This window comes from Diaphorobacter caeni, from assembly GCF_015354245.1.
Taxonomy (GTDB): Bacteria; Pseudomonadota; Gammaproteobacteria; order Burkholderiales; family Burkholderiaceae_C; genus Diaphorobacter_A; species Diaphorobacter_A caeni.
On record NZ_JADKYZ010000004.1, the window covers coordinates 470,821 to 489,538 of the forward strand.

Consider the following 18,718-nt stretch of genomic DNA (forward strand, 5'->3'; position numbering starts at 1 on the left):
TCTGCGGAGCCGGATCAGGAACGGTCCGAATCGCCTCCTTCAGGATTCCAGCGCTTGAGCAGCAGCGCGTTCGTCATCACGCTGACCGAGCTGAGCGCCATGGCCGCGCCCGCCACCACCGGGCTCAGGAAGCCCAGCGCCGCCAGCGGAATGCCCGCCACGTTGTATGCGAACGCCCAGAACAGGTTCTGGCGGATCTTGCGTACCGTGCGGTGCGAGATGTCGAGCGCTGCGGCCACCAGCTTCGGATCGCCGCGCATCAGGGTGATGCCCGCCGCATGCATTGCCACATCGGTGCCGTTACCCATCGCCATGCCGACATCGGCAGCGGCCAGCGCCGGGGCATCGTTCACGCCGTCGCCCACCATGGCGACCACATGACCGCCTTGCTTGAGCTGAGTGATCGCCGCGGCCTTGTCGCCGGGAAGCACCTCGGCCATGACCTCACCCGCGTCCGGATCAAGCCCCAGACGCCGCGCCATCGCATAGGCTGCGCCCTTGTTGTCGCCCGAGATCATCACGCAGCGCACGCCCTTGGCGCGCAACTCGGCGAGCGCCTCCTTGGCGCCCGGCTTGGGCTCGTCGCCAAACGCGAGCAAGGCGACGACTGCGAGGCCGCTGGTGCGTCTTTCCGTCACGGCCGATACCGTGGCACCCTTTTCCTGCAGATCGCTCGCCACGGCCTGCAGATCGCCCAGGTCCACGTTCAGCTCCTGCATCCAGCGCAGGCTGCCGATCAGGAAGCTCCTGCCCGCCACCTCGCCCTCGGTGCCGCGACCGGGCACGGCGCGCACGCCCTCGGGCTCGGGCACGGCGATGCCGCGCTCCTTGGCCGCCGTCACCACGGCGCGCGCCAGCGGGTGTTCGCTGCCGCTTTGCACGCTCGCCACGGCCGCCAGAATGTCGGCCTCGGGCGAGGATGGTTCCACGTGAAACGCTATCAATCTTGGTTGGCCCACTGTCAGCGTGCCGGTCTTGTCGAACGCCACGGTGTCGACCTTGTGCGCCACCTCCAGCGCCTCGGCGTCCTTGATCAGGATGCCGTGCTTGGCCGCCACGCCGGTGCCCGCCATGATGGCCGCCGGAGTCGCCAGGCCCAGCGCACACGGACAGGCGATCACCAGCACAGCGACCGCGTGGATCAGCGCCACCTCGACGCCCGCCCCCGCCCACATCCAGCCGAGGAAGGTGAGCAGCGCGATCACCAGCACCGCCGGCACGAAGATCGACGACACCTTGTCCACCAGCCGCTGGATCGGCGCCTTGGCCGCCTGCGCGTCTTCCACGAGGCGGATGATGCGCGCCAGCACGGTCTCCGAGCCCACGGCCGAGACCTGCATGATGATGCGGCCGTCGCCGTTGATCGAGCCGCCCGTGATGGGCGCGCCCGCCTCGCGCACCACCGGCAGCGGCTCGCCGGTCAGCATCGACTCGTCGACCTGGGTATGGCCCTCGACCACCACGCCATCCACCGGAATGCGCTCGCCGGGACGCACGACCAGCCTGTCGCCCGTCATGACCTCGGCGATCGGCACATCGACCTCTCCGTCACGACCCATCAGGTGAGCCACGTCCGGGCGCAGCGCGTGCAGCGCGCGGATCGCCGTGGTCGTCTGGCGCTTGGCGCGTGCTTCCAGCCACTTGCCGAGCAGCACCAGCGTGATCACCACCGCCGAGGCCTCGAAATACAGATGCGGCACATGCCCCGGATGCGCGGTGAACCACAGCCACAACGACAGCCCGAAGCCCGCCGTCGTGCCGATGGCGACCAGCAGATCCATGTTGCCCGTCATCGCCTTGAGCGCATGCCAGCCCGCCTTGTAGAAGCGCGCGCCGAGGATGAACTGCACCGGCGCGGCCAGCAGAAACTGCGCCCAGGCCGGTAGCATCCAGTGCTTGCCGAACAGGTCGCCGATCATCGGCAGCACGAGCGGCGCGGAGAGGATCAGGCCGACGGCCACCGGCATGAAGCCAGCCCACGGCGAGGCAGACTCTTCATCGGCCTCCTGCTCGGCCACCGAACGCGGCTCGTAGCCCGCATTGCGCACGGCGCGGCGCAGGATCGCGTCGATGTCGGCAGACGCGGCATCGGGCCCGAACGTCACATGGGCGCGCTCGGTGGCCAGATTCACCGTGGCATCCTGCACGCCCGGCACCTTGCGCAGCGCACGCTCGACGCGGCCCACACAGCTCGCACAGGTCATGCCGCCAATGCCCAGATCCAGCGACGAAACGGCAGCGGAAGGGGGAGAGGAAGTGATTGCGGTATCAGTCATGGGCTCTACGTTAAAGCCTCACATGATGTAAAGGTCAAGCATCTTTCCCCACAGAGCGCCGAATCCGATGTGGAACAGCGCTGCAACAAGGGTGCTCCAGACTGGAACACCCCCGCTCGGCGAAGTGGAGCAATGCGGTCTGCTCCAATGCCCCGAGGTCATGGCACGGTATTTGTAACCCTTTCGTTCACAGGCAACCGCCCACACCATCAGACAGAGACAGACAAGGACCCTCCATGCACGCCGTACCCCACCGCGCACCGTTCAAGCTCGCGACCCTCTGCGGCCTCATCGCACTGGTCCACGCGGCCAGCGCCCAGACGGCACCCGAGACCCTGCCCGGCATCACCGTGCAGAGCACGCTCGCCCCCACCGCGCTGGAGCAGACGCCCGCCTCCATCACCGTGGTCGATGGCGACAAGGCGCGTGACCGTCAGTGGCAGGTCAACCTCTCCGAAGCCCTGCCCGGCGTACCCGGCCTGCTGCTGCAGAACCGCCAGAACTACGCTCAGGACCTGCAGCTGTCGATCCGGGGCCACGGGGCGCGCTCCACCTTCGGCGTGCGCGGTGTGCAGATCTTCGTGGACGGCATCCCCTCCACCATGCCCGACGGCCAGGGCCAGATCAGCAACATCGACCTGTCGTCCGCCGAGCGCATCGAGGTGCTGCGCGGCCCCTACTCGGCGCTCTACGGCAACTCGGCCGGCGGCGTGCTGAACGTCTACACCGAACGCGGCGAAGGCGCGCCGCAGGTGGACAGCACCTTCGCGCTCGGCAGCGATGGCCAAAAGCGCCTCGGCCTCAAGGCCAAGGGCGAGACCAACGGCATCGGCTACGTCGTCAGCGCAAGCCGCTACCTCACCGACGGCTGGCGCAAGCAGAGCTCCGCCGACAAGAACCTGCTGAACGCGCGCATCGACACGCAGGTGGGCAGCGACGGCCACCTCACGCTCGTCGCCAGCCACGTCGCCGTCGACGCACTCGACCCCGGCGGCCTCACCCCTGCGGACTGGGCCGCCAATCCCCGCGCCGTGGCCAAGAACCCGATCGACTACAACTCGCGCAAGACCACCCGCCAGACCCAAGCTGGCCTCACCTACGAACACCGGCTCGACGGCGCCAACACGCTGCGCATGATGGTCTACGCGGGCGAACGCGAGATCGTGCAATACCAGTCCACCCCCGCCGCCTCGCAGACCGCCGCCACCAGCGCCGGTGGCGTGATCGACCTGCAGCGCAGCTACGGCGGCACCGACCTGCGCTGGGCGCACAGCGGCGAACTCGCGTCACGCCCCTTCAACGTGGTCGCGGGCCTCGCCGCCAACATCGTCGAAGAAGACCGCCGTGGCTACAACAACTTCATCGGCACCACGCTGGGCGTCGAAGGCGCCCTGCGCCGCAAGGAGCGCAACACGCTCACCAACATCGATCCGTACGCGCAGATGTCGTGGAACTTCGCACGCGACTGGACCGCGCAGGCGGGCCTGCGCTGGAGCAACGTGCAGCTCGAGTCACGCGACAAGTACATCGTCGCCGGCAATGGCAACGACAGCGGCAGCACCGGTTACCACCGCGTGCTGCCCCTGCTCTCGCTGCAATACCGGGTGAGCGAGAGCGCCAACGCATTCGCCTCCATCGGCAGCGGCTTCGAAACGCCCACGTTCAACGAAATCTCCTACCGCCCCGCAAGCCAGCCGGGCCTGAACTTCGGCCTCGAGCCAGCCACGTCCACCAGCGCCGAAATCGGCTGGAAACAGCGCTACGCCACCTCAGGCGACACCCTGCGCGGCGAATGGACCGCGGCACTCTTTCAGACCCGCACCCGCAACGAAATCGTCGTCGCCGAAAACGTCGGTGGCCGCAGCAGTTTTCAAAACGCGGGCCGCACCAAGCGCCAGGGCATCGAGCTGAGCAACAGCACCCGCCTTGCCGATCAACTGCACCTGAACGCCGCCTTCACCTGGCTCGACGCGACCCTCAGCCAAGGTTTCTGCGACGCCAAGGGCTCGACCTGCGTGCCCGCTGGCAAACGCATCGCGGGCACTGCACGCACTCAGGCCTATCTGGCGCTCGACTGGCGGCCCACGAACGCTTTCCGCGCAGGCATCGACTGGCGCCGCACCGGCTCCGTCGCGGCCAACGACAGCAACAGCGTCATGGCGCCGGCTTACGGCGTGCTCGGGGCCAGTGCGGGCTACACCGTGCGGGCCGCCGGATGGAAGGTCAGTACGTTTGCACGGGTCGACAATCTTGCCGACCGGAAGTACGTGGGGTCAGTGATCGTCAATGAGTCCAATGGGCGGGTGTATGAGAGTGCGCCTGGGAGGCAGTGGATGGTGGGGGTGAATGCGAATTACCAGTTCTGAGATGGGTGGGGGGGGGGTGATGTTGTTGCATCACCTCTTCTCTCTACTGTTTTTGTTCTTGCTGGGTCGTTGCTTACTGAGGCCGGGACTGCCCCCGGCGGGGCAGTAACTTTTTGCTTGCGCGCAAAAAGTCACCAAAAACGCGCTTTGGGATACGGGGTCACGCGGCAGAACTCGCTTTGCGCTACGCGCGCCGCTCGAACAACCGCCGCGAGCTAGTTATTCAATAAGAGGAATTTGCGGCACATCGCTGCGCTCGTGCCGGGGCGTTGGTGGAGTTGGGTTGGGGGCAACCGCCCACTGCTCTTGTGAGCGACGTTGATCCAACGAGCAAATCAAAAATCGTGCAGTGCTGGCGCCCCAGCATCTCGCGAAGTCGCGAGATGCCCGGCACGAGCGAAGCGATGTGCCGAACACACCTCCGAGTGAACATCTAGCTCGCGGCGGTTGCCCGAGCGGCGCGCGCAGCGCAAAGCGAGTTCTGCCGCGGGTATTCAAAAGCGCATTTTTTGGTGACTTTTTGGGCAAGACCAAAAAGTTACTCCGCCGCCGGGCGGAACTCCCGGCCTCCGCCCTCCCCCAAGGGCGAAGTACCAAAAGCAAGGGCCAAAACAAACAATCAAACAGTACAAAAACAGTACAAAAAAAATCACTTTGTACTGTCCCGACGATCCTCGAGATAACTGCGGATCGACCAGATCGCCTCCTGCGTCAAAGTCCCCTCGAAAGGCGGCATGTACACCCGCCCATCCCGTGTACGTCCCCGACGGACCGTCCCCAGATAGAAGTCGTCCATTTCCTTGTAGCAGGCCGCCTTCTTGGCTGCGTCCGCCAGTCCGCTGCAGTCCTCGTCGAACTTGCGAAGGTCCGGCGCGATTCCGCCCGAGAGCGCTTCCAGACCGTGGCAGCGTGCGCAGTTCTGGTTGTACGCCGAGCTGCCGATGCGCAGCGCTTCCTTGCGTGCGGGGCTGGCCTTGTCGTACGGATTGGACTCGAGCCACTTCTCACCCAGCTGCGGCAGCGAGCTGGTGTCCACCGCCTGCGGCACCATGTCGCCGTGCGCCATCGCGGCGGTCGTGCCGCAGGCGGCGAGGGCCAGTGCGAGCAGGCGGTGACGCAGGCGCAGCGACGATGAGGAGGAGAAAAGGAGCGTGGAAGATCGTTTCATGGTTTTGTCTCCAGGTGTTGGTGGACGTAGTACGTTCGTCGTAAGAAAGCTGAAAGCAATCGCTTCTCCCCATCAAAAGCAAGTTGCAGGCCACGCGTGCCACTTTTCGGCAGAAATGGCCGGATTGCTGCAAACTGCACCAACGCGACCCGGAACTGTCCCAATTTGGAACACTTGAACGCCGCTTGGACTACAGGAGATTGCGGCCTTGGGGATATCCCAGTTGTAGGGGCTCTTGTCTATAAAGAGAATGCGGGCCATAACAAGAGCAGGGCCCTCATTGGAGCCTTCAACCGGGAGCCGCGGCCGACACACAAGTGAACGCCAACCAACCATCCGCACTTCCCATCAGCCCAACACGAGACAAGCACGACATGAGCACGGAATCTTTCACTCGCGTACCCGCGCAGCGGAATGCATCGGCCCAAGGGGCACCCGTGGCGCTTGATCACCACGTGGCCCAGGTGCTGGACAAGGCCAACCGGCGCTCGCAGACCTATGGCGTGTCGGTGCACGACGAGCCCGACTATTCGAGCCCCAGCCGTGGCCAAATGAGCAGCGCGATGGACGAGAACCGCTTTCTGTTCCAGCACGCCGCGCCCATCATGGAGACGCTCTACGGCCAGATCGCCAACACCCACAGCATGGTGCTGCTGACTTCGGCGCAGGGCATGGTGCTGCATTCGCTGGGCGACAACGACTTTCTCGAAAAGGCCTCGCGCGTGGCCCTCGTGCCGGGCATGGACTGGTCCGAGAAGACCAAGGGCACGAACGCCATCGGCACCGCGTTGAGCGAGGAAGAGGCCATCACCGTGCATGGCAACCAGCACTACATGAGCGCCAACCAGGCGCTCACCTGCTCGTGCTCGCCGATCTTCGATCCGCATGGCCAGGTGATCGGCGCGCTCGACGTGACGGGCGACCACCGCAGCTACCACCAGCACACACTCGCGCTGGTGCGCATGTCCGCACAGCTGATCGAGAACCACATGTTCGCCGACAGTTTTCCCAAGGCCGTGCGGCTGCATTTCCACTCGCGCCCCGAGTTCCTCGGCACGCTGGTCGAAGGCATTGCGGTGTTCTCGCCCGATGGACGTTTCATCTCGGCCAACCGCAGCGCGCAGTTCCAGCTGGGACTCTCGCACCACGCGCTCAAGGCGCACACCTTCTCATCGCTTTTCAACCTGCCGATGTCGGCGCTCTTCGAGCTGTTCAGCGGCTCGGCATCCACGCCACGTCAGCTCGGCATGCACAACGGCGTGTCGGTCTGGTGCCGCACGGAAATCAAGCCCGCGGGCCCCTGGGCACCGCCGTCGCTCGCGCCCGTGCTGCGCGATGGATCGCCCGCCGCATCGACCCCACCGGCACGCGCCGCCAGTCCCGCCGCCGAATCGCGCTGCAAGCCGCATCTGTCGTCGCTGCAGTACCTCGACACCGGCGACGCGCAGATCGCCTCGGTGATCCAGAAGCTGCGCCGCGTCGTCGATCGCGACATTCCGGTGATGGTGCTCGGTGAAACCGGCACTGGCAAGGACCTGCTCGCGCAGGCGATCCACAACGACTCGTCCCGCGCGCGCCAGCCGTTCGTGCCGGTCAACTGCGCGTCGATTCCCGAATCGCTGATCGAAGCCGAACTCTTCGGCTACGAAGAAGGCGCGTTCACCGGTGCGCGCAAAAAAGGCTCGGTCGGCAAGATCGTGCAGGCCCATGGCGGCACGCTGTTTCTCGACGAGATCGGCGACATGCCCAAGCACCTGCAGGCGCGGCTTCTGCGCGTGCTGCAGGAGCGCAAGGTCAGCCCGCTCGGCGCGAGCAAGGAGGTCGAGGTTGACGTCACCGTGATCTGCGCCACGCACAAGAACATCAAGGACATGATCGCGCGCGGCGAGTTCCGCGAAGACCTGTACTACCGCCTGAACGGTCTCGTCGTGCGCCTGCCCGCGCTGCGCGAGCGCACCGACTTCGAGGTGGTGGTCAGAAAGGTGCTCAAGTCGCTGTGCGACAGCGAACAGCGCATCGAGATCTCGCCCGAGGTCATGTCGCTGCTCGCGAGCTACCACTGGCCCGGCAATCTGCGCCAGCTGCACAACCTGCTGCGCACGGCCTCCGTGATGGTGGGCGATCACGGCACCATCGATGCCGAACATCTGCCCGACGATTTTCTCGAAGAGCTGCGCATCGGCGACAGCGCCCCGCTCGCGATCGAGGCCACCGTCATCCATTCGGCTACCTCCGTGGCCTCCGGCGGCGAGGACGATGCGCCGGACAGTGCGCGCCTGCACGACGTCACGCTCAACGCGATGGCACAGATGTTGCGCACGCACAAGGGCAATGTGTCGGCGGCGGCAAAGGCGCTCGGCGTGTCCCGCAACACCATCTACCGCAAGAAGAATCTGCTGCCTCCCGACCTACTGAACTGACGCGCGCAACGCTCGCGGACAGCGGCCACCGGCCATCAGCGCGCGACCGCCATCCTCCCCCGTGGATGCGGTCACGCGTCGTGCGCCGGTGTCCGTGTCTGCGCCGCTGCGCGCATCCCAAGGCCCTCAGGAGACAACACCATGACGAAGCTCGCCCCCATCCGCACCCGCGGCCACCATGACCGCTACGACCGCTTCTCCGTGCTGCTGCACTGGCTCATGGCCGCGCTGCTGATCGCCGAGCTCTCGCTCGGCCTCTGGATGACGGGCCTTCCCAAGGACACGAGCGGCACGCGCGCCTACTGGTTCAACATCCACAAATCCATCGGCATGACGCTGGGGCTGCTGATCCTCGTGCGACTGCTCTGGGCGCTGGCGCGCGCACGCGTGAGCGCCGTGCCCATGGTGCCGCTGCTGCGCAAGATGGCACAGGCCAGTCACGCGCTGCTGTATGTCTTCATGCTGCTCGTGCCGCTGTCGGGCTTTCTCGGCTCTGTGTTCTCGGGCTATCCGATCCGCTACTTCGGCTGGAAGCTGCCGCAGCTGGCCGCGCGCTGGGAGGACGCCAAGTCGCTCATGAGCCTCGTGCATGAGTTCTCGGTCTACGCGCTGATGCTGCTCATCGCCGTGCACGTGCTCGCGTTCGTGCACCACCAGTTCATCCTCAAGGACGGCCTCATCCGCCGCATGTGCTGATCTGCGTGTGGACCTGTCCGTGCGCGCACTGCTCCGTATGTGAACAGTGTCCGCGCCACACATCGCTCCACATTTGAACGCCCGCGCCCCATGGCGCAGCGCATTTCTCGCGGCACGCGGTGCACGGACCAATGGCACGTGTATTGCAAATGGTCCATGGCGATTCATCGACAACCATACGAGGAGCAAATCACCATGACCATCCCGGCCTTCCGCCAACTGCGCCTGAACACTGTGTGTCTGGCCATCGCAGCCACCACCTGCCTGCCCGCCTTCGCGGTCAAGCCCGTCGCGTGGGAAGACATCGCCAACGATGCCAAGACCCCCGGCGACGTGCTGTCCTACGGCCTCGGCCTCACGGCGCAGCGCTACAGCCCGCTCAAGACGCTCAACACCAAGAACGTGGCGGGCCTCGTGCCGGCATGGAGCTACTCGTTCGGCGGCGAAAAGCAGCGCGGCCAGGAAGCCCAGGCTCTGGTGCATGACGGCGTGGTCTACGTGACCGCCTCGTACTCGCGCTTCGTCGCCATCGACGCGCGCAGCGGCAAGCGCCTGTGGACCTACGAGCACCGCCTGCCCGAAGACATCCGTCCGTGCTGCGACGTGGTCAACCGTGGCCCCGCGATCTATGGCGACAAGGTCTATTTCGGCACGCTCGACGCGCGCGTGATCGCGCTCGACCGCGCCACCGGCAAGGTCGTGTGGAACGAGAAGTTCGGTGATCACAAGGTCGGCTACACCATGACCGGTGCGCCCTTCATCATCAAGGACCAGAAGACCGGCAAGGTGCTGCTGGTGCACGGTTCCTCGGGCGACGAATTCGGCGTCGTCGGCTATCTCTACGCACGCGATCCCGACACCGGCAAGGAGATCTGGGCACGTCCGCTGGTCGAGGGCCATGTCGGTCGCCTGAATGGCGAACCCAGCACGCCCACCGGTGATCCCAAGGCTCCTTCATGGCCCAACGACCCCAACTCGACCACCGGCAAGGTGGAAGCCTGGAGCCAGGGCGGCGGCGCACCGTGGCAGACGCCATCGTTCGACGTGGAGACCAACACCATCGTCGTCGGCACCGGCAACCCCGCGCCATGGAACACCTGGAAGCGCACCGCCAAGGGCGACGATCCACGCAACTGGCCGAGCCTCTACACCTCGGGCCAGGCCTACATCGATCCCACGACCGGCGAACTCAAGGGCTTCTTCTCGCACACGCCGAACGACGCATGGGACTTCTCGGGCAACAACTCGGTGCTGCTGTTCGACTACAAGGACAAGGCCACCGGCAAGACCGTCAAGGCCTCCGCGCATGCGGACCGCAACGGCTTCTTCTTCGTGACCGACCGCGAAAAGCTGGCCAAGGCCGACGGTGGCCATCCATGGAAGCAGAACGCCATCATCAATGCCTGGCCGTTCGTTGACGGCATCACCTGGGCCTCGGGCTTCGACCTCAAGACCGGCCTGCCGATCGAGAAGAACAACCGTCCGCCAGAGCCCAAGGAAGGCCAGGAAAAGGGCGAGAGCATCTTCGTGTCGCCACCGTTCCTCGGCGGCACCAACTGGATGCCGATGAGCTACAGCCCCGACACCGGCCTGTTCTACATCCCCGCCAACCACTGGGCGATGGACTACTGGTCCGAGCAGATCACCTACAAGCCGGGCGCGGCCTACCTGGGTCAGGGCTTCCGCATCAAGAAGCTGCATGACGACCACGTCGGCATCCTGCGCGCCATCAACCCGCAGACCGGCAAGATCGCATGGGAGCACAAGGAGCAGTTCCCGCTGTGGGCGGGCACGCTCACCACGGCCGGCAATCTGCTGTTCACCGGCACGTCGGATGGCTACGTCAAGGCCTTCGACGCCAAGAACGGCAAGGAGCTGTGGAAGTTCCAGACCGGCTCCGGCGTGGTCTCGGTGCCGATCACCTGGCAGATGGACGGCGAGCAGTACGTCGGCATCCAGTCGGGCTACGGTGGCGCGGTGCCGCTGTGGGGCGGCGACATGGCCGAGCTGACCAAGCAGGTCACGCAGGGCGGCTCGATGTGGGTCTTCAAGCTGCCCAAGCAGGTCGCCAGCCGCTGAGCCCCATGAAGAAGACAGCTGCGCTCATCGCAACGTGCGCAGCCGTGACACTGGCATCCCTTGCCGGTGTCACGGCCCAGGCACAGACACCCAGCGAAACGGCAGATCCGGCCACCCCGGTATCCAATGAGCCGCTGGTCATCAACGGCTGCCCGATCTGGCCGTACACACGTTGCCCCGGCGCAGACCTGCGGCACGCCAATCTGGTCGGCAAGAACCTCGCGGGCTCCGATCTGCGCGGTGCCGATCTCACGCGCGCCGACCTGCGCGGCGCCAACCTGGCGGCCGCCAATCTCGAAGGCGCCAACCTCACCGGCGCGCGCCTGTCCAAGGCCACGGCCGCCAACACCGACTTCAAGAACGCGCGCTTCATCGGCGCCGATCTCGAAGGCGCGCGGCTGATGCGGTCCGACTTCTCGGGCGCGCTCTTTGAAGGCTCCAACCTCGAGATGGCGCGCTTCAATCACGCCTGGTTCGTCGGCACGCGCTTCATCTCCAACGACCTGCAGGAGGCCAAGCTCGCGGCCACCAACCTCAAGGATGCCGTGTTCGAGGGCAACTTCGTGCGCTACACGCTGTTCCATGAATCGAACATGGAAGGCTGCAAAGGCTGCAAGAAGGAATGGGAGTGATGAAGATGAAGATGACATCGTTGAGGATGAAATCACGCAGGCCGCTGGCGCTTGTGACGGACCTCGCGGCGACCCTGTCCACCTCGCTGCTGATGATGCATGCCGCCCACGCCTTCGAGGTCGTCAAGCCGCAGGTCGATGCCGGTGCGCTGCCCGCCTCCGCCAGGACCTGGGACGAACCCAATCCGCTGCGCGGCAACAAGGACGCCGCCGTCATCGGCCGCAGCGCCTTCAACCAGGCCTGCGCGCAATGCCATGGCGCGGATGCCAACGGCTCGCGCTCGCCCGCGCCCGATCTGCGGCGCATGGGCATCGGCTGCAGACGCATTCAGGACGAAGCGCTGCGCCAGCGCTGCATGGGCGATGCCGATGCGTTCTTCATGAAGTCGGTGCGCCAGGGCAAGCAGAAATTCGGCATCGTCCACATGCCGCCGTGGGAAGGCGTACTGACGCCGGAGGTCGCATGGTCGATCCGCAGTTTTGTGGAAACCGCGCCCAAGTAGAAAAAATAGAGGAAAAAGGCGGCCGGAAAAAAACCGACAAAGACCGCCGAGTTCCGCCCGTCTGTCAGCCATGAATACCGCCCTGCCTCTTCTCTCACACACGCTGCGCATGCAATACGAACCTGCGCAATCCGTCTGGATGCTGCACCTGCCCGACGGCGCGATGCAGCTCAACGACAGCGCGGCGGAAATCATGCGCCGCTGCGATGGCAGGCACACCGTGGCGGCCATCGTGACCGAGCTCGAAGAACTGTTTGAAACCGAGGGCATCGCACCTCAAGTGCAGTCTCTCATTGACGAAGGAACACGTCGTGGATGGTTCGTCTGACGAGAAACACTCCCTGAGTCGCTTCGCGCCTTCCCCCTCTCTCGCTTCGCGGGAGGGGGACGCAGCCAGCGCGGCGGGGCGGCCCTTGCGCGGCTGCTCTCGCCCGGGGCGCGCCAGTTCCGAGCGCTGCGGCAGGCGCGAAGCGCAATGGATGGCTGACGGGCTTCTGCAGCTGCGCGGCATTCTCGCGATGCTGTGCGCCGCGCTCGTTCTGGTGTTCGTGTACCAATCGGCAAGCGAAGCGGCGAATGCGGCATCGACCGAGCTGCGCGCGCAGGACGTCTTCGTGCTCGCGGCCACCTGCGTGACCTGCCACGCGCCCAAGCCGGAAGCCGGTGGCATCCCCTCGCTGCAGGGTCGCAGCGCTGACGATCTGCTCACCCGCCTGCGCGCCTTCAAGGCCATCGATCCGGCCAGGGCCGATGCGGGCAGCACCATCATGCCCCTGCTGCTGCAAGGCTTCGACGATCTGCAGATCCAGGCCCTTGCGCAGTGGTTTTCCTCACGCCGGGAAGTGCGCTGATGCCCAGCGATCGGCGCAGGATTCTGGGTTCCGCGCTGGCGGCTCTGGCCGCACCGTCCATCGTGCGCGCGCAGGCCGAGTCGGCACATGTCGTGGTGGTCGGCGGAGGCTTTGGGGGCGGCTCGGCGGCGCGCTATCTGCGCCAGCTGGCACCACGGGTTCAGGTCACACTGGTGGAGCCCGCTCAGCGCTTCTACACCTGCCCGTTTTCCAATCTGTATCTCGCCGGCCTGCGCAGTTGGGAGAGCATTGGCCATTCCTTCGACGGCCTGCGCAAAGCGGGCGTGCGCGTGGTCCATGAGCGCGCCGAGGACGTCGACGCGGACCAGCGCACGCTGACGCTTTCCAGCGGCCAGGTGCTGCGCTGGGACCGGCTTGTGCTGTCGCCCGGCATCGATCTGCGCTGGAATGCCATCGAGGGCTACGACGAGGCCGCAGCGCACAGCGCGCCGCATGCCTGGAAGGCCGGTCCACAAACGCTTTTGCTGCGCAAGCAGATGGAGGCCATGCGCGACGGCGGCACCTTCGTCATGACGATTCCCGACAATCCGTTCCGCTGCCCGCCCGGCCCCTACGAGCGCGCGGCGATGGTGGCCCACTACTTCAAGCGGCACAAGCCGCGCAGCAAGATCCTGCTGCTCGACGCCAAGCAGAATTTTTCCAAGAAGGCGCTGTTCATGCAGGGCTGGAAGGCACTGTACGGCGACATGATCGAGTGGCAGGGCATCGCACAGGATGGCCAGGTGGTGCGTGTTGACGCGAAAGCGCTCGAGGTCGAAACCGTCTTCGGCGCGCGCCACAGGGCCGACGTGCTCAACGTGATTCCGCCACAGAAAGCCGGCTTCATCGCAGACCGCGCGGGTGTGACCGACGCCAGCGGCTGGGTGCCCGTGAAGGGCGAGAATTTCGAATCCGCCAAGGTCGCCCACATCCACGTGGTGGGTGACGCGAGCTTCGCCGGGCCGATGCCCAAATCCGGCTTCGCGGCCAACAACCAGGGCAAGCTGGTCGCCGCCGCCATCGCCGCCGATCTACTCGGACACCCCCGCCCCACGGCCATGTACGCCAACACCTGCTACAGCCTTGTCGGCCCCGACTACGGCATCTCGGTGGCGGGCATCTACCACTCACGCGATGGCCGGCTGGTCGACATTCCGCACTCCGTCGGCATCAGCCCTCTGGACGCCGATGACGCGTTCCGCGCGGCAGAGGCGCGCTACGGCGCCTCCTGGTACGCGGCCATCAGCAAAGACATCTGGGATCGTTGAACAGCGATCAGCTCAGGCGGGTTTTCGCCGCGTGATGCCCCAGCTGCGCGGCCCGTTGATACAGCGTGCAGGCGCGCCGCGCGTCGCACGGCTCCCCGAGCCCGAGCTCGGCCATGCGGGCCAGCTCGAACAGCGCATCCGCATCGCCCTCGTCGGCGAGGCCCTCCCACAGGTCACGCGCCTCGTCGTGATAGCCCATCCGGCGAGCGGCATAGGCCTTGAAGTGCAGGCTGTTGGGGCCTTCCAGCGGCTCCAACGTCATGCGCGCCGCACCCAGCAGCGTGCGCGGGTGCGGCAGGTGCTGTGCGTAGACCGGGCTCATGGCAGTCATGGCTTGGTCGACAGCACGTAGCTGGCGAGCAGCTTGAGATCGGGCGCCTTGAGGCTGGAGTGCCCCGGCATGGGAACGCGTCCGTACTTGCCCGTGGACCCCATCTGGATGGATTGCGAGAGCGTGGCCACCGCGTCCTTGTCGCCCTTGTACTTTTCAGCGATCGTCGCGAAGGCCGGGCCCACGATCTTTTCCTTGGCCGAGTGACAGCTGTAGCAGCCGGTCGCCTTGGCCAACTCCGTTGCGGCGGCCACGTCCACATCGTTGGCGACGGCGTGACCCGCCGCGCCAGCCATGAAGAAACCGAGAATGAAAGCAGTGCGCATAGTCGTGGAGCAGTGAGGGTTGAAAGTCCCAAGCCAGTGGCAACATCCATGCCAATGCGCTCCAGCCTGCCGCTCCCTCTATGACCGCTTCAGTCCTGTCACAAAGACACCGTGACAGTGTTCAAAAATGACGCACATCAAGAGACACAAAGACACAGCCACCGTCACTTGGACTTGCTCAGCGCCTGCTCCTCATAGCGCGGATACCACTGCGCCAGACTGCGGTGGAATTCCGCCGGTTGCGCCCCCCACCCGGCAAACCGTTCGGGAATGCGCGTACGCAGCAGCTCGCTCAAGTCCACGCCCTTGTCCGCGCTGCGCTGCATGAGCGACACCAGCCACTGCAGCCAGTCACTGGTCTGCTCCATGCCGCGCGGCCCCTCATGCACCGGGCCGTGGCTCGGCACCACCCATTTGAACAGGCCATCGTCCTGCCATTGCCTGAGCATCTGCAGACTCGCGAGCCATGCCTGCGGATCGGCATGCGGCGTGGTCGGCACGCGGTCGGCAAACACCAGCCCGCCCGCGAACAGCACGCCCGTCGTCTGGTCGATGATCACCAGATCATCCCCCGTATGGCCACGCAGGCGGCGCAGCTCCAGCACGTGGCTGCCGAGGCGAATCGTCTGCGGCACGATCGCCTCGCGCGCCGGCTCGGCCTGCGTGCCGCGCATCCAGTCGCCGCAAAGCCGATACAGGTTGTCCTCATACGCCGCGCCTTCGGCCTTCATCCCCGCGATGCTGCCGGCAAGCGCCTGCGTGGGCTTGTCGCTCCAGGCCGCATTGCCCAAAAAATAATCAGGATGCAGATTGAGATTGAACACCCGCAGCACCGGCTGCTGCGTGAGCTTTTCAATCGCCTTGCGTTGCTGCTCGCCATACAGGCGCGAAGGGCCGGTGTTGATCACCACGACACCCTGATCCGTCGCGATGAACGCCGTGTTGATGATGTTGCAGCCATTGCTGCGCGAGAAATCCTCCACCGCGCCCTCGATGACCCAGGTGTTCTCCGCGATGCGGCGCGGCTCCAGCCGGTAGTCGAGCGTCTGCATGTCCACCTTGGCAGGAGCGGGCGGCGCCGTCTGAGGCGTCTGCGCCGACACTCCAGCCCCCCATCCCGCCAGCACCAAAGCCAGCGCCACGTGTTTGCCGATCATGACCTCACCTCCGACTCGATGCGGTTGCCGTTGTTGTCCTGGCCGCGCAGCCGAAACTCCTGCGGTCCCTCCGATGGCAGCTCGAAGGTGATCAGCGGGTTCTCGGACACCGGCTCGTGCAGCCCCACGCGCCACCACAGCTCGCCACCCGCGTCCAGCAGTTCCAGGCGATCGATGTAGAACGCCGGAATCCCCGCCACCAGCCCCGTGTCCATGGGGTGCATCACCCGCAGCCGCAGGCGGCGGCTGCCATCGATGACGTTGCCAAAGATCCGCGCCTGCACCTGGTTGAGCGTCGTCTTCCACGAACCGTCGGCGCGCGACGCGCCCGGCACCGTGCAGCCGCCCCCGGCCGCCTGGGCCATCACGCCGCCCACATGCCATTGGCCGTCCCGCGTCTGCACCATCGCCCGCACCGGAGAAGCCTGCTCCAGCCGGATGCGGAACGACAGCATCGGCAGCGCGCGCATCGGCTCGAAATCCAGCACCTCGCGCACTGGATTGCGGTCCACCACCACCAGAATGCGCTGGATGCCACCGCCCACCTCCGCGAGCCTGCGCGCGTCGATCTGCAGCGGCACGTTCATCGCGTCATCGGCAAACGGCGGCGTGTGCACGATCACCTCGTCCGTGAAGCGCACGGGCGCATCGCCCAGGTACTGCTTGCGCAGCGTCGGCCATTGCATGGAACCCAGCGGGTCGCCGCCCGTGCGATCCTCCTGTCCCAAAGCCGGAGTCGCGGCGAGCAAGCCCAGCAGCACGATTTTGCGGCGCCGCATCATCACCTTCACCTTCATCACGGTTGTCCCCTTCGCATTTTTCGTTGGCATCGCCAACGGGCTGCAAGACCAATGCCAGCCCCGCTTTCTACAGGATTCGGGCAGGGTTGTCCCAGCCTGGAACACTTCGCAATGAAGGAAGCGGCAAAACCTTCTTGACTCTGACATCGTGTCAAGGTACATCATCGAACCATCAGCCATCACTGAAGGAGAAAACCAGCATGAAGTACACATTCCAAGTCAAGGGCATGACCTGCGGCCACTGCGAACGCGCCGTCGTCCACGCCGTGCGTGAAATCGACGCCGACGCCATCATCCAGGTGGATCTGCCCACCGGACAGGTCGTGGTCGAAAGCGAGAAATCGCGCGACGCCGTGGCCAACGCCATCAAGGAAGAAGGCTACACCGTCGCCGCATGACGAGCGCAAAACACGCCATCGCGTCTAAGCCGGTCAAACCGGTCCACTGGCCGGTGGCGATCGGCGTGGCCGCCGAGCGTGCCGGTGTCTCGGCACGCATGGTGCGCCACTATGAATCGCTCGGCCTGCTGCCCGAAGTGGCCCGCACCGACAGCGGCTACCGCCAGTACGGCGAGGCCGATGTCCACACCCTGCGCTTCATCCGCCGATCGCGCGACCTCGGCTTCTCGATGGAGGAAATCTCCACCCTGCTCGGCCTCTGGAAAGACAAGGAGCGCGCCAGCGCCCAGGTCAAGAAGGTCGCACAGGCCCACATTCAAAGCCTCGAGGAACGCATCGCCGCCATGCAGGCGATCCAGCGCAGCCTGCAGTCACTGGTCCACTGCTGCCACGGCGACGACCGTCCCGACTGCCCCATCCTCGACGATCTGGCGAACGCGCCGCGCTGACTCCCAATCCGCCCGCGGTGCCAGCCTCGCGCAACCGCATCAATCCAGCGGCAGCAGACTGCGCTCCACATCTCCCGTCACGCGGCGCAGCTGCTCGATGAAATAGCGCGTCGCCGGGCCCAGCACGCGGTCGCGGCGGTGCATCAGCCCGATCTCGCGGTGCGCGTTGGGCGCATGGATCGGGCGGGCAACGAGACCCTGCAGATTCAGCTCCGGCAGCGCAAGGCGCGGCAGCAGGGCCACGCCAAGGCCATGCCTGGCCATCGAGGCGGCGGTGATGATGTGGGTGACGTCGCAGCGCGGCATCACCGGCTCGGCCGATTCGGCGGATTCGTCGGTGCCCGCCTGCAGGCCCCGATCAAACTGTTCGCGGGCGTTGGAGCCGCGCGCGAGCAGCACCAGATCGTGCGCCAGCAACTGCTCCCAGCGGATGCTGGAGCGCTGCGCAAGCGCGTGACCGTGGGGAAAAACAGCGTAGTAGCCATCGGTCAGCAGCGGCTCGAAATGCAGATCGGGCGCGGCCTCCGAGAGCGGGCCGATGGCGCACTCCACCTGGTTGGTGCGCAGCATCTCGAGCAGTTGATCGGTATGCGCCTCAATCACGCGCGACTGCAGCGCCGGATGCACCGAACGCAGCCGGGCGAGCGCGTGCGGCACCAGTCCGAAGGCGGCGGACGGCAGTGCCGCGACGATCACCGTGCCGCGCCGAGCCGCCGACAGATCCAGCGCGCTGCGATAGGCCTCCTCCACGTCGGCAAGCGGCCGCTGGATGCGCTGCAGAAACTCCTCGCCCGCCTCGGTCAGCGCCACGCTGCGGGTGGAGCGCTCCAGCAGCTTCAGGCCCAGCGTGTCCTCCAGATCCTGAATCAGCGCCGAGAGCGAAGGCTGCGTCACCCCCAGCGCTCCCGCCGCATGCGTGAACGAGCGGCTTTCCACCACCAGCAGAAACGCCTTGACCGCCCGGTATTTGATATTCATAGCCATAGGCGATGAATCAT

18 protein-coding genes are annotated in these 18,718 nt (G+C 65.8%); 11 read left to right on the forward strand and 7 right to left on the reverse strand.

The window, feature by feature from the left end; all coding sequences use genetic code 11:
- Positions 1-14: 14 nt before the first annotated feature.
- The gene (locus ISG32_RS12915) at positions 15-2,276 is read right to left on the reverse strand and encodes a heavy metal translocating P-type ATPase (RefSeq protein ID WP_194771405.1); all 2,262 of its coding nucleotides are present in this window, start codon (positions 2,274-2,276) and stop codon (positions 15-17) included.
- 236 nt (positions 2,277-2,512) lie between these two features.
- Between ISG32_RS12915 and ISG32_RS12920 the strand changes: the two genes are divergently transcribed.
- Positions 2,513-4,642, forward strand: coding sequence for a TonB-dependent receptor family protein (locus tag ISG32_RS12920; protein ID WP_194771406.1), 2,130 nt, complete (start codon positions 2,513-2,515; stop codon positions 4,640-4,642).
- Between the two features lie 649 nt (positions 4,643-5,291).
- On the opposite strand, the gene pedF is transcribed toward ISG32_RS12920, so the two are convergent.
- Entirely contained in the window at positions 5,292-5,810 is a 519-nt protein-coding gene (gene pedF, locus ISG32_RS12925) for a cytochrome c-550 PedF (RefSeq protein ID WP_194771407.1), read from the reverse strand.
- Between the two features lie 374 nt (positions 5,811-6,184).
- Here pedF and ISG32_RS12930 point away from each other — a divergent pair, with 374 nt between their 5' ends.
- The 8 genes from ISG32_RS12930 (at position 6,185) to ISG32_RS12965 (ending at position 14,259) form a co-directional block, all read left to right on the forward strand.
- Positions 6,185-8,230, forward strand: coding sequence for a sigma-54-dependent Fis family transcriptional regulator (locus ISG32_RS12930; protein ID WP_194771408.1), 2,046 nt, complete (start codon positions 6,185-6,187; stop codon positions 8,228-8,230).
- Between the two features lie 141 nt (positions 8,231-8,371).
- Positions 8,372-8,926 carry a cytochrome b gene (locus ISG32_RS12935; RefSeq protein WP_194771409.1) on the forward strand — a complete coding sequence of 185 codons (555 nt, stop codon included), beginning with the start codon at positions 8,372-8,374 and terminating at the stop codon, positions 8,924-8,926.
- 195 nt (positions 8,927-9,121) lie between these two features.
- On the forward strand, positions 9,122-11,005 hold the full coding sequence (locus ISG32_RS12940) for a methanol/ethanol family PQQ-dependent dehydrogenase (protein WP_194771410.1): 1,884 nt from the start codon (positions 9,122-9,124) through the stop codon (positions 11,003-11,005).
- Between the two features lie 5 nt (positions 11,006-11,010).
- Positions 11,011-11,637 (forward strand): pentapeptide repeat-containing protein, encoded by a 627-nt coding sequence (locus ISG32_RS12945; protein WP_194771411.1) that lies wholly within the window; start codon positions 11,011-11,013, stop codon positions 11,635-11,637.
- Positions 11,637-12,140: a c-type cytochrome gene (locus ISG32_RS12950; protein WP_228529777.1), complete on the forward strand. Its 504-nt coding sequence runs from the start codon at positions 11,637-11,639 to the stop codon at positions 12,138-12,140. Before ISG32_RS12945 ends, ISG32_RS12950 begins: the two co-directional genes overlap by 1 nt.
- 70 nt (positions 12,141-12,210) lie before the next feature.
- Positions 12,211-12,468 carry a pyrroloquinoline quinone biosynthesis peptide chaperone PqqD gene (gene pqqD / locus ISG32_RS12955; RefSeq protein WP_194771412.1) on the forward strand — a complete coding sequence of 86 codons (258 nt, stop codon included), beginning with the start codon at positions 12,211-12,213 and terminating at the stop codon, positions 12,466-12,468.
- 151 nt (positions 12,469-12,619) lie between these two features.
- The gene (locus ISG32_RS12960) at positions 12,620-12,991 is read left to right on the forward strand and encodes a c-type cytochrome (protein WP_228529778.1); all 372 of its coding nucleotides are present in this window, start codon (positions 12,620-12,622) and stop codon (positions 12,989-12,991) included.
- Positions 12,991-14,259 (forward strand): NAD(P)/FAD-dependent oxidoreductase, encoded by a 1,269-nt coding sequence (locus ISG32_RS12965; RefSeq protein ID WP_194771413.1) that lies wholly within the window; start codon positions 12,991-12,993, stop codon positions 14,257-14,259. Before ISG32_RS12960 ends, ISG32_RS12965 begins: the two co-directional genes overlap by 1 nt.
- Before the next feature lie 7 nt (positions 14,260-14,266).
- On the opposite strand, the gene ISG32_RS12970 is transcribed toward ISG32_RS12965, so the two are convergent.
- The 4 genes from ISG32_RS12970 to ISG32_RS12985 form a co-directional block, all read right to left on the reverse strand.
- Positions 14,267-14,581, reverse strand: a complete 315-nt coding sequence (locus tag ISG32_RS12970) for an SEL1-like repeat protein (RefSeq protein WP_194771414.1) — start codon at positions 14,579-14,581, stop codon at positions 14,267-14,269.
- Positions 14,582-14,586: 5 nt separating this feature from the next.
- Positions 14,587-14,916: a c-type cytochrome gene (locus ISG32_RS12975; protein ID WP_228529779.1), complete on the reverse strand. Its 330-nt coding sequence runs from the start codon at positions 14,914-14,916 to the stop codon at positions 14,587-14,589.
- 164 nt (positions 14,917-15,080) lie between these two features.
- Complete coding sequence (locus tag ISG32_RS12980; protein ID WP_194771415.1) at positions 15,081-16,073, reverse strand: quinoprotein relay system zinc metallohydrolase 1; 993 nt, start codon at positions 16,071-16,073, stop codon at positions 15,081-15,083.
- Positions 16,070-16,870: a quinoprotein dehydrogenase-associated SoxYZ-like carrier gene (locus ISG32_RS12985; protein ID WP_228529780.1), complete on the reverse strand. Its 801-nt coding sequence runs from the start codon at positions 16,868-16,870 to the stop codon at positions 16,070-16,072. Before ISG32_RS12985 ends, ISG32_RS12980 begins: the two co-directional genes overlap by 4 nt.
- A 203-nt stretch (positions 16,871-17,073) precedes the next feature.
- Here ISG32_RS12985 and ISG32_RS12990 point away from each other — a divergent pair, with 203 nt between their 5' ends.
- Entirely contained in the window at positions 17,074-17,271 is a 198-nt protein-coding gene (locus ISG32_RS12990; protein ID WP_194771416.1) for a heavy-metal-associated domain-containing protein, read from the forward strand.
- Complete coding sequence (gene cueR / locus ISG32_RS12995) at positions 17,268-17,720, forward strand: Cu(I)-responsive transcriptional regulator (RefSeq protein WP_194771417.1); 453 nt, start codon at positions 17,268-17,270, stop codon at positions 17,718-17,720. The genes ISG32_RS12990 and cueR overlap by 4 nt, the downstream gene beginning before the upstream one ends.
- 39 nt (positions 17,721-17,759) lie before the next feature.
- On the opposite strand, the gene ISG32_RS13000 is transcribed toward cueR, so the two are convergent.
- Positions 17,760-18,704, reverse strand: a complete 945-nt coding sequence (locus tag ISG32_RS13000) for a LysR family transcriptional regulator (RefSeq protein ID WP_194771418.1) — start codon at positions 18,702-18,704, stop codon at positions 17,760-17,762.
- Positions 18,705-18,718: the final 14 nt, after the last annotated feature.